This is a genomic window from Ruminiclostridium herbifermentans (assembly GCF_005473905.2).
GTDB lineage: Bacteria > Bacillota > Clostridia > Acetivibrionales > DSM-1351 > Ruminiclostridium > Ruminiclostridium herbifermentans.
Window position 1 is genome coordinate 870,029 of record NZ_CP061336.1, and the last position, 14,213, is coordinate 884,241.

14 protein-coding genes are annotated in these 14,213 nt (G+C 33.0%); 13 read left to right on the plus strand and 1 reads right to left on the minus strand.

From position 1 onward, the window contains the following. Position 1 precedes the first annotated feature (1 nt). From rpsD to EHE19_RS03925, 4 genes are all read left to right on the plus strand, one after another. Positions 2-631 carry a 30S ribosomal protein S4 gene (gene rpsD, locus EHE19_RS03910; protein ID WP_137697985.1) on the plus strand — a complete coding sequence of 210 codons (630 nt, stop codon included), beginning with the start codon at positions 2-4 and terminating at the stop codon, positions 629-631. Positions 632-759: 128 nt separating this feature from the next. Then, positions 760-1,707, plus strand: a complete 948-nt coding sequence (locus EHE19_RS03915; protein WP_137697986.1) for a DNA-directed RNA polymerase subunit alpha — start codon at positions 760-762, stop codon at positions 1,705-1,707. 100 nt (positions 1,708-1,807) lie between these two features. Continuing rightward, positions 1,808-2,332, plus strand: a complete 525-nt coding sequence (locus EHE19_RS03920) for a bL17 family ribosomal protein (protein WP_137697987.1) — start codon at positions 1,808-1,810, stop codon at positions 2,330-2,332. Positions 2,333-2,663: 331 nt separating this feature from the next. After that, positions 2,664-3,524: an energy-coupling factor transporter ATPase gene (locus tag EHE19_RS03925; RefSeq protein WP_137697988.1), complete on the plus strand. Its 861-nt coding sequence runs from the start codon at positions 2,664-2,666 to the stop codon at positions 3,522-3,524. Positions 3,525-3,581: 57 nt separating this feature from the next. On the opposite strand, the gene EHE19_RS03930 is transcribed toward EHE19_RS03925, so the two are convergent. Next, a complete protein-coding gene (locus tag EHE19_RS03930; RefSeq protein WP_137697989.1) occupies positions 3,582-4,181 on the minus strand; it encodes a class I SAM-dependent methyltransferase in 600 nt (199 codons plus the stop codon). Positions 4,182-5,001: 820 nt separating this feature from the next. Here EHE19_RS03930 and EHE19_RS03935 point away from each other — a divergent pair. The 9 genes from EHE19_RS03935 (at position 5,002) to EHE19_RS19545 (ending at position 14,175) form a co-directional block, all read left to right on the plus strand. Continuing rightward, positions 5,002-5,847 carry an energy-coupling factor transporter ATPase gene (locus EHE19_RS03935; protein ID WP_137697990.1) on the plus strand — a complete coding sequence of 282 codons (846 nt, stop codon included), beginning with the start codon at positions 5,002-5,004 and terminating at the stop codon, positions 5,845-5,847. Positions 5,848-6,004: 157 nt separating this feature from the next. Next, the gene (locus EHE19_RS03940; protein WP_137697991.1) at positions 6,005-6,805 is read left to right on the plus strand and encodes an energy-coupling factor transporter transmembrane component T family protein; all 801 of its coding nucleotides are present in this window, start codon (positions 6,005-6,007) and stop codon (positions 6,803-6,805) included. Between the two features lie 385 nt (positions 6,806-7,190). Further along, positions 7,191-7,928 carry a tRNA pseudouridine(38-40) synthase TruA gene (truA, locus tag EHE19_RS03945; RefSeq protein WP_137697992.1) on the plus strand — a complete coding sequence of 246 codons (738 nt, stop codon included), beginning with the start codon at positions 7,191-7,193 and terminating at the stop codon, positions 7,926-7,928. 792 nt (positions 7,929-8,720) lie between these two features. Continuing rightward, a complete protein-coding gene (gene rplM, locus EHE19_RS03950; protein ID WP_137697993.1) occupies positions 8,721-9,155 on the plus strand; it encodes a 50S ribosomal protein L13 in 435 nt (144 codons plus the stop codon). A gap of 17 nt (positions 9,156-9,172) precedes the next feature. Then, complete coding sequence (gene rpsI, locus EHE19_RS03955) at positions 9,173-9,565, plus strand: 30S ribosomal protein S9 (RefSeq protein ID WP_137697994.1); 393 nt, start codon at positions 9,173-9,175, stop codon at positions 9,563-9,565. Between the two features lie 377 nt (positions 9,566-9,942). Then, positions 9,943-12,744, plus strand: a complete 2,802-nt coding sequence (locus EHE19_RS03960; protein ID WP_137697995.1) for a WG repeat-containing protein — start codon at positions 9,943-9,945, stop codon at positions 12,742-12,744. Positions 12,745-12,979: 235 nt separating this feature from the next. Then, positions 12,980-13,651, plus strand: a complete 672-nt coding sequence (locus tag EHE19_RS03965; protein WP_137697996.1) for an AAA family ATPase — start codon at positions 12,980-12,982, stop codon at positions 13,649-13,651. Between the two features lie 12 nt (positions 13,652-13,663). Continuing rightward, positions 13,664-13,816, plus strand: a complete 153-nt coding sequence (locus EHE19_RS19540) for a hypothetical protein (protein WP_205314724.1) — start codon at positions 13,664-13,666, stop codon at positions 13,814-13,816. Between the two features lie 8 nt (positions 13,817-13,824). Next, a complete protein-coding gene (locus EHE19_RS19545; RefSeq protein ID WP_205314725.1) occupies positions 13,825-14,175 on the plus strand; it encodes a hypothetical protein in 351 nt (116 codons plus the stop codon). Positions 14,176-14,213: the final 38 nt, after the last annotated feature.

The following is a 14,213-nucleotide window of genomic DNA, read 5'->3' on the forward strand; positions in this document are numbered from 1 at the left end:
AATGGCAAGATATACAGAGGCAGTTTGCAGACTCTGTCGTAGAGAAGGCGAAAAGTTATTCTTAAAAGGCGAGAGATGCTATACTGATAAATGTTCTATATCAAAAAGAGCGTATGCTCCTGGACAACATGGACAGGCAAGAAAGAAATTGTCTGAATATGGTATACAGCTTCGTGAGAAGCAAAAAGTTAGAAGATTCTATGGCGTAATAGAAAGCCAATTTAGCAAGTATTTTGAAATGGCTTCAAGAAGACGTACAGGAATCACAGGTGAAAACCTGTTACAAATTCTTGAAACAAGACTTGATAACGCTGTTTATAGATTAGGTTTGGCAACATCAAGACCAGAAGCAAGACAGTTAGTTAGTCATGGTCACTTTAAAGTAAATGGTAAGCGTGTTAACATTCCATCATACTTATTAAAGGTTGGAGATGTTATATCAGTTGCAGATAAAACTAAGAGTTCTCCAAAAATTAAAGCAATTAGCGATATAGCTGGTGGAAAAGTAATACCAAAATGGCTTGAATTTGATGCTGAAAACTTAGTAGGAAAAGTTGCCGCTCTTCCTGAAAGAGAAGATATTGACTTACCAATCAAGGAACACTTAATCGTAGAGTTGTACTCCAAGTAATAATTGTAAAATGGTAATTGACTTGGAAGCAACTGAAAGGATTATTTTATTAATAATTCTCTATGAGGATTGTTTGTTAGAATCAGTTGCCCTCAAAAAATAAAAATGTTGTTAAGGGAGGGTTCTTGGTGATAGAAATAGAAAAACCTAGAATAGAATGTGTATCTAATAGTGATGATAACACTTATGGCAGGTTTATAGTTGAACCTTTAGAAAGAGGCTATGGCATTACTCTTGGTAATTCGTTAAGAAGAATACTGTTATCTTCATTACCGGGTGCTGCTGTTAATTCAATCAAGATTGATGGAGTATTACATGAATTTTCTACAGTTCCCGGTGTAGTTGAAGATGTTACAGAGATTATACTTAATATAAAGTCTCTTTCATTAAAAATGCATACAGAAGGATCTAAAGTTATTTACATTGATGCAAATGGTGAAGGACCAATCACGGCTGGTGATATTATCACAGATCAGGATGTTGAAATTTTAAATCCAGACCTTCATATTGCAACACTAAATGGTGACCACAGATTTTATATGGAGTTAGTAATCAGTACAGGTAGAGGTTATGTATCTGCTGAGAAAAATAAGCAACCAGGACAACCAATAGGCGTGATTCCTGTTGACTCTATTTATACTCCAGTTAAAAAGGTCAACTATACTGTAGAAAATACTCGTGTTGGGCAGATTACAGACTATGATAAGCTTACTTTAGAAGTTTGGACTAATGGAAGTATAAATCCAGATGAGGCTATAAGCCTTGGTGCAAAGATTCTAAGTGAACATTTGAATTTATTTGTTGATTTGTCTGATCAAGCAAAGCATACAGAAATTATGGTTGAAAAAGAAGAGACTAAGAAAGAAAAAGTTCTCGAGATGACTATTGAAGAGCTTGATTTATCCGTTAGATCATACAACTGCTTAAAGAGAGCTGGAATAAATACTGTAGAGGATCTTACTAACAAGACCGAAGAGGATATGATGAAGGTAAGAAATCTCGGAAGAAAATCTCTTGAAGAGGTTCTTCAAAAGCTACAAGCACTTGGTCTTGTCTTAACTCCAAGTGAAGAGTAATTTCTGAATGTTCATCTAAATTGATATTTCAATATTGTTTAGTTGTTTTATAAATATTAAATTGTATTCGTTAAAATATTGAGCAAGGAGGGATATAGTAATGCCAGGTTATAGAAAGTTAGGTCGTCCGTCAGACCAAAGAAAAGCAATATTAAAGAATCTGACAACAGCCTTATTTGTAAGTGGTAGAATTCAAACTACTGAGGCGAGAGCTAAAGAAGTTAAAAATATTGCAGAAAAACTTATAACACTAGCAATTAAAGAAGCTGATAACTTTACTTCAAAGTCTGTTAAGGTAAGTTGTGCTAAAGTTGATAGTAAAGGTAATAAGCTTACTGATGCTAAGACTTCAAAAAATGGTAATAAATACTATGTTATAGATAGAGAAGTAAAGACTGATATGGTGTCTGTTGATAATCCTTCAAGACTTCATGCAAGAAGACTTATGATGAATTGGGTATACAGACCAAAGACAGCTGATGGTAAGAACATTAATATCACAGATAAGCTTTTTGATGAGATTGCTCCTAAGTATAAAGGTAAAAATGGTGGATACACTAGAATTTACAAAATAGGACCAAGAAGAGGCGATGCTGCTGAAATGGTAATCTTAGAGCTTGTTTAAGAGACGTTTTAAACATTAGCACTGTTGATTGTCAACTTTGGTTATTTAGTGATCAAAACAAAAATTGGGGATTAGGCACTAAGGAGTGCTTAGTCCCTATATTTATTTAAAGTAGCCAAGCTTTGTTTATGATATAAAGATTATTTATGAAGATATATAAGAATCTTTAAGTACATATATAATTAGTTTCTGCTTTAGTATAATATTATAGTGATGTAGGAAATAAATACTAAAAGGAACTTTTACTAAAATAAAAATAGATATGGATGGGTAGCAAATTCTCTTTTGCTTAGTTATAAATCGTACATTTAAGCTTTTTTGGAGGTAGTTAGTGAAAAAGAATATTTTTGAAGTAAATAATGTTAATTATTCATATACCGTATATGATGATATCGGTAATGATATTCAAGCAGTTAAAGACATTAGTATCAATATTCAAAGTGGCGAGTTTGTTGTTGTTCTAGGAAGAAACGGTTCTGGGAAATCAACAATGGCAAGGCTTTTAAATGCATTACTAATACCTAAAAAGGGTAGAGTGTTAGTAATGGGAATGGATACAGCAGATGAAAATAATGTTTGGGATATTAGAAGTACAGCAGGAATGGTGTTTCAAAATCCTGACAATCAAATAATTGCTACTACAGTTGAGGAAGATGTTGCATTTGGCCCTGAAAATTTAGGGGTTGACCCTAGTGAGATAAGAACAAGGGTAGACGATGCGTTAGCAACAGTTGGTATTAGCCACTTAAAAGAGAATGCACCACATCTTTTATCTGGAGGTCAGAAGCAACGCGTTGCAATTGCTGGAATTCTTGCAATGAAGCCACAGTGCATTATTTTAGACGAAGCCACTTCTATGCTAGACCCAGTAGGACGTAAAGAAGTTATAAATATATTAAGAAAACTGAATAAAGAAGAAAATATAACAGTAGTACACATCACACACCATATGGATGAAGCTGCATTAGCTAAAAGACTTATAATTATTGACAATGGAAGTATTGTATTAGATGGAACACCCAAAGAAGTATTTAGTGAGGTGGATAGGATAAAAAGCCTTGGATTAGATGTGCCTCAAGTAACAGAACTGATGTACTCTCTAATGAAACAAGGCTTAAAGGTTGATAATTTGCCGCTAACAGTGGATGAAGCGTTTGACTTAATTAATGATATATATCAGCATCTTTCTTAGCATTTTTGCTGAAGTATAAATATAGTAAATAGTAAAAGCTGCTAATATTAGTGTTAGTTAAGTGTTTTTTATACTTTTGTATACTCTAATTCCGCCGCTTTTATCTATATCTAAGACATTTCCAAAGACATTCATCATTATGTTTTTAAGTGTGGAACCTCCCTTATTATGAAAAGCTACTAGCCATAATGAGCCATTTTCTGATATATGGTGATAAGCTTCTTCAATTAAATGGGTGTTTAGTTCTTTTCCAGCAGCAATAGGGGGATTTGAAACTATATCATCAAATACCCTATTAGATAATGATGAAAATAAATTGCTGTTTAAAATTTCAACTTCAAGATTGTTTGTTTTTGCATTACTTTTTGCATAGTCTAAAGCTCTGTTATTTATGTCAATCATAGTTACCTTTTGTTCAGGAAAGATAGCTTTAATGTATAGCCCGATAGCTCCGTAACCACAGCCTATATCAAGTACATTTTTTCCAGTGGGGTTAAAGTTTTTAATTAAATTAGAGGAAGCTTTATCAATTTTAGTGCCAAATGAAAATACTCCACTTACTGACGTAAATTTCATTTGTATACCAGATAAATTTTCAATAAAGGTTTTTTCTTTTATTTCCGAATCTGGATTTTCTGTATAATAGTGTTGATTCATATATGTTATTTGCCTCCAAGGTTTTATTTAAAATTACTCTGAGCATAATGATATTACTCAAACTTGCACATATAAAATCTGATTGTGTGGTAGAATCATCAATGGTTTGTTGACAAGTTAACTCGATAGTATAGTATGTGCTTGCATGGTGCACTTTCGAGTCTCATATTTCTTGAAATTATTTGATATATCATCTGACCTTGCTACCATATCTTAAATAGTAGGCTTTAAACAGGATATTCGTTAATCTTCAGCCTATTAAACTAGGTTAGTATATGAGTGTTCAAACTTATCAATGGTTTGTTGACAAAATAATTGCTAGAATTAGTAATGATTCAACTTAGTAGTTTTTAACTGTGAAGTTTGAATTTCTTATTAGTTTAATATAATAATATATAATTGATACTATATAATCAATATTAAATCAGTGTTTATTTGTAAATACTATTTCATATTTAAGTATAGAAAAATTATATTTAAAAGAACTATTTATGTCATGCATCTTAACTCATTGCACATAGTTCGAAATTATAAAACTTAAATTATGCACAGTTTTGTGAAATAATTTTTCGATAATACAACATTATTATGGTATGATAGATTGACAGGCATTAAATTAGAATTGTAATATTATACTGATAATATTCATTCTATATTTAAAATATAGTAGTACAAGCGATATTACTGTAAATAATAAATATAGAAGTTTCTATTAAGGACTTAAGCCTTAGATGGATTTCGTGCAAAATGCATGTTTGATATTAATGCTACCTGTTATTAAAAGGGGTTAAGTAAATATTTTTTAGGAGTAACAATAAGTATGTCAATTAAAATAGAAAATTTGTATTATACTTATATGGATGGAGGGCCTTTTGAGAAAACTGCTCTGCAAGATATAAATATTGAGATAAATGATGGAGAGTTCGTAGGAATTATAGGCCATACAGGTTCTGGAAAGTCTACATTGATTCAGCATTTAAATGGTATTTTGAAGCCAACTAAGGGATATGTAATTATCAATAATATAAACACGCAGCAAAAAAATTTGAAAGAATTAAGAAGCCAGGTTGGGATTGTGTTTCAGTATCCTGAGCATCAGCTTTTTGAGGAAACTGTAAAGAAAGACATTGCATTTGGATTAATTAAGCAGGGCTTAAGCCAAGAGGAAATAGATAAGAGAGTTATTCAATCCTTGGAATCAGTTGGACTTAATGAATCTATTCTTGATAAATCTCCATTTGAGTTATCTGGTGGTCAGAAGAGAAGAGTAGCGATTGCCGGAGTCATTGCAATGATGCCTAAAATATTGGTTTTAGATGAGCCTACAGCAGGCTTAGACCCAATAGGAAGAGATGAGATATTTGGATATATTAAAAAGCTGCATAAGGATTTCAATATGACAATCATTCTCGTTTCTCACAGCATGGAAGATGTAGCAAGACTAACAGATAGAGTAATTGTTATGAATCAAGGCTCTGTATTTATGGACAAACCATCGAGGGAGGTATATGCTGAGCCTGAAGCTTTAGAGAAAATAGGGTTATCAGCTCCTCAAATTACTTATTTAATGAAAAGACTTAAAAAATCATTTCCAAATATTAATGAGAATGTTTTTACCGTTGAAGAAGCTTCTAAGGAATTAGCTAAGTATTTGATTAGAAAATAGTAGCTACGCGTTTGTAAACTTCTATTTCCAAGCATAAGCTATATCAATTAAGAAGGAAAGCAAAGAATAAACTATTACTAAAACTTTGCTTGTAACTTATGGACATAATGATTTTAGAAGGGAGAACTATCAAAAGGCAGCGCTTTTTGGAGAAAGTATGATTAGAGATATAACAATTGGACAGTATATACCAGGGGATTCGCTTTTACATAAGGCTGACCCTAGAACGAAAATTACACTTACGTTTATAATGATGATATTCATTTTTATGATAGAGACTTATTGGGGATATTTGTCCCTTGCCATTTTTACTGCAATAACTATCATTGGGTCAAAGATACCTGTTAAATTTGTATTAAAGGGTGTAAAGCCTATTTTATTTATAGTTATTTTTGCAGCAATTATTAATACGTTTACAATAAGTGGCACTCCTATTTTTGAACTTGGCTTTCTTAAACCTACATATGAAGGTGTAAATGTTGCTATTAAGATGGCTATTAGGCTATTTTTGCTAATAATCATTGCCAGCTTATTAACCTATACAACTACGCCCATATCTCTTACAGATGGAATTGAAAAGCTTTTAGGGCCTCTTAAACGAATTAATGTGCCAGTTCATGAAATATCTATGATGATGACGATAGCGTTAAGATTTATTCCTACACTTCTTGAGGAGACAGATAAAATAATCAAGGCGCAATCCTCTAGAGGTGCAGACTTTGATAATGGCAATTTAATTGCACGAGCAAAAAGCTTTATTCCAGTATTAATTCCACTATTTATCAGTGCTTTCAGGAGAGCAGATGAACTGGCAACCGCAATGGAAGCAAGGTGTTATAGAGGCAGTGAAGGAAGAACGAGATTGAAGCAGCTTAATTTTACCGAGAATGATGCCATTGTAGCAGCAATTACCATTTCATTTATGGTGTGGGTGTTGGTTTTTCAATACATTTCTTAATAAGAGCAGGTTATAAGACTTAGAATAAGCAGTGGACAATAGGTAGTAAGCGATATAAGTTCTAAATATAAGCCTGCTTATCGTAAACAGCATAATTAGATGGGTAGTAACTAATTAAATAAACTTAATTTACTAATTTGTTTACTAATTTATTTTGAACTGAGTTTTTAGGTAAATAACTTATTTCTTATACAGGTACGAGTGTACCACTTTACTAAAATTATATTTTTTTTCTGAAATAAAAGAATTAGGACAACTTGTTAAACTTACAATGCATAATATAATAGTGTAAATACGATATGTTTTTATAATTTTTTTGAAAATTATATTAATCGAAATGTAGATTAGTTATAATTAATTTTTAATAAATATTCATAGGTGGAAAATGAGAAAAATAAAGTTAAAAATTGAGTATGACGGTACGAACTATCATGGATGGCAGATACAGAAAAATGTAATTACCGTACAGGAAACTATTGAAAAGGCCATTTCAAAGCTATTGGGAAATCAAGTGGGGATTATTGGTTGCAGCAGAACGGATGTTGGAGTACATGCATATGGTCAAATTGCCCACTTTGTTACAGATTCAAAAATTCCAGGAGATAAGTTTTCTTATGCAATAAATAATCTGCTACCAAGTGATATCGTTATTAAGCAATCTGAAGAGGTTTCAGAAGATTTTCATTCAAGATATTCTGCTAAAGGTAAAAGATACAGATATTTAGTATATAATGATGCACATGCTTCTGCAATTATGAAAAACAGATCATATCATGTAAGACCAAAGCTTGATATTGAAAAAATGAAAAGAGCGGCTAAGTACTTTATTGGAGAACATGATTTTGCTGCTTTTCAGTCAACAGGTGGACAGGTTTTAAGCACTGTGAGAGAAATATTCAGTTTGGAGATTGAAAAAAAGGAAGACAATATAATCAGCATAGAAGTTACAGGCAATGGTTTTTTGTACAATATGGTAAGGATAATTGCAGGAACCTTAGTATATGTAGGAATGGGAAGGATAGACGCAGATGAAATACCATTGATAATTGATAGCTTAGATAGAACCAGAGCCGGTAAAACCGCACCTGCTGAGGGGCTATATTTGATGGAGATATTTTATTAATTCTGTGTTTGTACATAGAGTATTTTAAAAAGTACTACCGTATAATATATATCTATAGATCGATCACGAAAATGACGCTGAAAAAAACACTTTTCGCAGCTTCAATTGCTACTGGTTCATTACTTAATTGCATAATTGCTCCATTGATAATATTTGGTTATCAGATTTAGTTGCTGCTATTTCAATTTTATGGGGTGAAGAACAAGCACTTTCGCCGACAATATTACCAAGGCATCTTGTCTTGGGTCAATATTCACAGCTAATGACTTCGGCTATGTCGGCTACAAATTGTTCTTCACTTATTATTTCTAGCATCAATTTCTAACCGAACTTCGCAATTAGATATATATTGCTGCTTAGTACTATTTCTTGAAATAAAATATCCATATACAGATAATGCTGTTTTGAAGTGCCTATTTTGCAAAAATACTTAGAGGTTGCTGACCAACTTTAATCATAGATGAATACTGATTTAATAACATTTAATATACTTATTTCATGTTTCAACTATTTCTAAAAGTCTTCCACACCTATATATTTCAGCCGTTTAAGGGGTTTTTAGAATTTAAATAAAAAAGTGAAATGAAAAATGATTATACAAGAGAATGAGAGATATATTGAGATAAATAGAGAGAGAATGAGAGGTAAATTAAATTATCTGCAATTTATACTTGACAGGGTGATTTGTCTATATTAAAATATGTAAGTGTCCTAAACGGTTACTTTTATAAATATGGAAATTAACTGTTAACATAAAAAGGTTATAGATTTTAGAGGAGGTTGTATTAAAGAATGAAGACTTTCATGGCAAAGGCTGAACAAGTTGAAAGAAAATGGTACATTGTTGATGCAGAAGGTAAGCCACTTGGAAGATTAGCAAGTCAAATTGCTAGTATTTTAAGAGGTAAAAATAAGCCAATTTATACACCACATTGTGATACTGGTGATCATGTAATTGTACTAAACGCAGCAAAAGTAGTTTTAACTGGTAAGAAGCTTGAACAAAAAACTCACAAAACTCACTCTCAGCATCCAGGTGGATTCAAGGAGATCAAGTACAGACATTTGTTAGAAAAGTATCCTGAGAGAGCTATTGAATTAGCTGTAAAAGGAATGCTTCCAAAGAATAGTCTTGGCAGACAAATGTTTAGAAAACTTAAGGTATATGCTGGTTCAGAGCATGTTAACCAAGCACAGAAACCTGAAGTACTTGATTTAGATATTTAAGGGAGGGAGAATTTAAAATGGCAAAGGTATATTACTACGGTACAGGACGTAGAAAGAAATCAATAGCGAGAGTTAGACTTGTTCCTGGTGAGGGCAAGATATTAATAAATGACAGAACTTTAGATGATTATTTCGGATTAGAAACAATGAAAGTTATAGTTAAGCAGCCATTAACTCTTACTGATACACTTTCTAAGTTTGATGTTATATGCACAGTAGTTGGTGGTGGTTTCACAGGTCAAGCTGGTGCAATTAGACATGGTATCTCAAGAGCACTTTTAAAGGCTGATGAAGAACTCAGACCAGCTCTCAAAAAAGCAGGCTTCTTAACAAGAGACCCAAGAATGAAGGAAAGAAAGAAATACGGTCTCAAGAAAGCAAGAAAAGCATCACAGTTCTCAAAGAGATAATATTCTTCAAAAGAAGAATTCAAAGACCTCAGAAATCATATGGTTTCTGGGGTTTTTATTTGCCTTAGAAACCTTTATTCTACCCCAACATATAATGAGGGCGAATATACTTATATTACAATTCTTAAAAAACTCATTATTATTTTAACATACCCAATCTAAAGCATTAAATTTCCACCCATACTTTAGCATCCAAGCTAATTTCAGCATAAAATTGGAATACTCTCACCATATTTATGTAAAAGAATAATGATTCATGTCAAAAAAATTATTGTTTATGAAATGAAAGTTTTGTCGATAAAAATTATGATAGACTTAATTTGGGTAATAGACTTTCTACGCCTTAAACAACAATGCTTGAATAGGAGGAACAATATATGATGAAACGACTTATGAGTATTATGCTAATTCTGTGTATGGTAATGACCCTGCTGCCTTATTCGGCAATAGCGGCAGACAGTAATACATCAACTGCTGAGTCCACTAATACAGCTGAGAATCAAAACTACTATGACAGTGATGTCACATGGCTTGGCACCACATCCGACTATCAAAAGACCCTCAATGTTTTCTTTGATTCAGGATTGCGTAAGGTAGAGTTGAACAACAAATACGGACTAGTTGACAAGAACGGAGTCTTCGTTGTTCAACCAATCTATGATAGTATAGAGGCGTATTACTTACACAAAGAACGTAGCGAAACAAAATCAACCAACCAAAATAAGAAAAATGAAACCATTTTCGTTGACGGGTATGTTCAGGCAACTCGAAATGGAAAAATGGGATTGCTTGACAGTAAAGGCAAAGAAGTCATTCCATGTAATTATGATGCGGTAGGACTGCCATCGGAGGGCATATGCCGTATATCTAAAAAAACAAACGGAAAGACATACATAGGCTATTGGAACCTGGCATTAGGAAAGGAAATTGTTGCACCAAATAAGTATGTTCTTCCTAAAGGGTATGAAGATTTAGGAGATGCTGAAGGAGGCACTATATATGGATTCATTATGCCTGATATTGGTGAAAACAGGATTGCTGTAGTATTTGATTTCTATGGGGGATATGCTTTAGTACCAACAGCAAAAGTGGTTAATGTTACTGAAGAGTGTACAAACAACAGAGATTCTCGTGAAAGAACATTAGTATATGCTCAAATTATTGATAAAAACGGTAAAGAAGTACTAAAAGGCGGACCATACCCTTTTAATATAAATCCAGCTTCTATTAGAGACTACCCACAAACAGGAGCCTATATGGTTTATGACCAACTCTCCACAAAAAGAATTCGTATGAAAATGGATACTGGTGGAGAGGTAATATTTAAATCCCACCTTGAGTCGGGTATTGTGGGACCGAAAGGCATTATTGTAACCGCCCAATATCACGGAGGCATTTGGGGTAACTCTGCAGTAGGATGGTACGCTCCTGGTGCCCAAATGAAGGTAATCCCTGAACTGTCATTGGCTCTAACATATAAATGTGGATACGAAGGTATCAAAGAATCTGCCGCTCGATTTGGAGTTATTGATTTCAGCAACAAAATTATTATCCCTTTTGGAAGTACTGAGCATTTAGACTATGATTCTGATAGCAAGGTGTTTGTTACAGAAATGGGCAAAGCTATATTAAAACCCAATGGAACCAAGATATCTGGAACAGAAAAGCGCTCAAACTATCTTATTGTGAATGGGTATACTATACTTGGAGAAAAAGGAGATGATACTGGTAAGCTTGTATTTTCTCCTAAGAAGCTATTGTCATTAAAGACTGGTAAAACCTATTCTATAGAAAGTATAAAGGGTTCAGTCTGTACTACGGTAAGTGTTAGTGATACTCTGTGGGTGAAAAAGAACAACAAGTGGGGGCTTATCAATGTAAATGGAAAAACAATTCTTCCATTTGAGTATGAGGATATTGATACCTACTCTTGGGAAGAAAAAACAAAACCCTATGCACTTGTAAAGAAAAGTGGGAAATGGGGTATGGTTGACGCAACTGGTAAAGTAATTTTAGCGTGTAATTATAAATCTATTTCATGGGGTGAGGATGGCTATTACAATATTCAGGATTATGCCACTGGGAAGTATGGCATATTTAACTTCAACACCTCCAAAATTACAACTCCCTGCAGTTTACCAGGAGCCATTAACAACAAGGAATTTTTAGAAGATGGGTGGGGAGGTATTGGTGGTACAGTTTCAATTAATGTAGGAAATAGCTTGAACGCTCTATTTGACATGGATACTGGAAAACAAGTCACTTCCACATATTTAGTTATGAAAACATCAAGCCGAGGATTGTTTTATAACACCTATAATGATATATTTGGACCAGATGGACGAATTGTATTTAATAGAGCAGAAGATACAATAAATTACACACTAGTGGTGAAGGATGGGAAGGTTGGTTCCATTAACGTATCAAGACTAAAAATAGGTGGAAAACTACCTACTTCAACTTATGAGAAACCTAAGCCTGAGCCCATAAATCCTAGATGCTACTTAGTTGCGTATCCAGAAAATAGAATGTATTTAATAGGCGATGGCTTTGATGTAAAGGGTCTTATTGTACATTATCAAGATGAAAATGGAGTTCGCAGTATTGTTGACAATTCAAAGCTTAAATTTATCACGTCACGTACGGTGGAATTAACACAGGGCAGAGCGTTTACAACTGGTGGAATAAAGACAGTCGAAGTTCAGTATGACGGTAAAAAAGTTGATACATTTGACATTAATGTTTTACCAAAAGAAGCTGGTGACATTTTGAAGACTGGCGAATATTATATACAAATCTTAGGTAAGTACATTTATCCGGTAAATGCGAATGGTACTTTGTGGTTGGAACTTTCGGACAAAAAACCTGAAAAGCCGTTTAGTGTAAAACTGGTAAATTACATTGAAGACCGTGGACCTGCGTACACAATTCATTATGACGGAAGAGCTATAGGGCAACCATCATCAAAGAACGGGGCTCAGTTGCAATCAGCTGCTCTTTCACATACGTGGAGAATCAATAAGTATACTTCCTTCTGTACAATTAGAGATTATGGCAATCAAAAATTGCTTGTTAATGCAAGCGGTGAAAAGAATGCTAATGGTACGAAGGTTATAGTTTGGTCTCATACTGGGTCAGCACCCGAACACGGAAAGGTAAAATTTATTCCAGCAAAGTAGGGGAAGTTATTTTGAGTATAGTAAAATAAAATTTTTTTACAATGTTCTATGTTATAGTTAAGGCAAAATAGTAAACAGGTAATATTTACAGAGCCAATTGCTATGATATGCTCCTCTCATAGTTGACAGTTTTTGTCTGATACAAGGTAAGCATATCTTTGAAATTGGAGATAAGGCTGAGGGATATGTTAAACAAAGAATCAATGAACGTCTTTACGAGGTTTTGGCCGCATTTATGACAATGTCAATTCGCGTAAAGTTAGGATATGGTTCTGAAAGAGGAAATATGGGACTTAGCCATAAAATATTAAGTGATCTTAGTAAGGGAATAATTTCTATTGAAGATGAACGAGAATTAGAGAGCGCAGAAAGAATGGTAAATGAGTTTTTTACTCTAGCATATTCTGATATAAAAGAAGCTTACTATAAAAGAGAGGCTATTGATGGAAATATAAGATATAGTTCGTTTTTTAAAAAATTGATATATGGAAAAGTAGTTGATGTTGATTTTGAATTGGAATCTACAGGAACGCAATACCTGCTACAAATAATTCCTTTTTTATTTATGAGTGTTGAAGGAGAAACGGTTATTATTGATGAATTAGATACAGGTATTCACGACTTGCTAATCAATAATATTTTATGCAATATTACTGATTCAATTAAAGGACAATTAATAATTACAACACACAATACTATGCTTTTAGAATCGGATATAAATGCGGAATGTATTTATACATTTGTTGTAGATAAGGATGCCAATAAAGAATTAATACCAATTACAAGTTTTGAAGATAGAACACATCCAAATTTGAACTATCGTAACAGATATTTAAAAGGTATGTATGGAGGAATTCCAATTGCTAGAGATCTTGATTTTGATGAGCTATTAGAAATGATGGAATAGGGGGAACGAATTATGAAACGTGAACCCTGCTATTTAAAAGCAATTGTTATTGTACATGGAAAGAGTGAGAAACAGATATGTGACTATATTAAGTCTAATTTAAGGTTAAAAATGGAGGTGATAAGTGATAAAAGGGCGAAAAATCAATACAGATTACAAGTTTAATGAATATTTTGAATGATTCGAGATTTAAATCGCTTGATGCGTTATTAAAATATTTTGAGGATGTGGAGATTGTCTTTGAAAAAAAGAAAAGAAGATTGTCTCCAGATTTTAAGATTTTCACGATTATGGATACAGATGATTGTACAGAAAAAGAGAAAGAAGATTATATAAATAAGTCAATGTTTAAAGGACATTGGGCATATGACTACATAGTACCTATATATAATAATCCTGATTTAGAAAATGTATTGGTAAAAGCTAAAATTCCTTTTGAAAAAAAGGGGATGATCGTAAAAAAGAATATATTAAAATTTTTCCAACAAGTAGCAAATATACTATACGTGAATAAGCAGAGTTAAAAAGATTTTGTGAAAATTTAAGATTAGTTAAGGATACT

Excerpts from the sequence above, each read along its gene's own strand:
- rpsD (WP_137697985.1), top strand. The coding sequence starts at position 2 with ATGGCAAGATATACAGAGGCAGTTTGCAGACTCTGTCGTAGAGAAGGC.
- EHE19_RS03920 (WP_137697987.1), top strand. The coding sequence starts at position 1,808 with ATGCCAGGTTATAGAAAGTTAGGTCGTCCGTCAGACCAAAGAAAAGCA.
- EHE19_RS03930 (WP_137697989.1), bottom strand. The coding sequence starts at position 4,181 with ATGAATCAACACTATTATACAGAAAATCCAGATTCGGAAATAAAAGAA.
- EHE19_RS03935 (WP_137697990.1), top strand. The coding sequence starts at position 5,002 with ATGTCAATTAAAATAGAAAATTTGTATTATACTTATATGGATGGAGGG.
- EHE19_RS03940 (WP_137697991.1), top strand. The coding sequence starts at position 6,005 with ATGATTAGAGATATAACAATTGGACAGTATATACCAGGGGATTCGCTT.
- truA (WP_137697992.1), top strand. The coding sequence starts at position 7,191 with ATGAGAAAAATAAAGTTAAAAATTGAGTATGACGGTACGAACTATCAT.
- rplM (WP_137697993.1), top strand. The coding sequence starts at position 8,721 with ATGAAGACTTTCATGGCAAAGGCTGAACAAGTTGAAAGAAAATGGTAC.
- rpsI (WP_137697994.1), top strand. The coding sequence starts at position 9,173 with ATGGCAAAGGTATATTACTACGGTACAGGACGTAGAAAGAAATCAATA.
- EHE19_RS03960 (WP_137697995.1), top strand. The coding sequence starts at position 9,943 with ATGATGAAACGACTTATGAGTATTATGCTAATTCTGTGTATGGTAATG.
- EHE19_RS03965 (WP_137697996.1), top strand. The coding sequence starts at position 12,980 with ATGACAATGTCAATTCGCGTAAAGTTAGGATATGGTTCTGAAAGAGGA.
- EHE19_RS19540 (WP_205314724.1), top strand. The coding sequence starts at position 13,664 with ATGAAACGTGAACCCTGCTATTTAAAAGCAATTGTTATTGTACATGGA.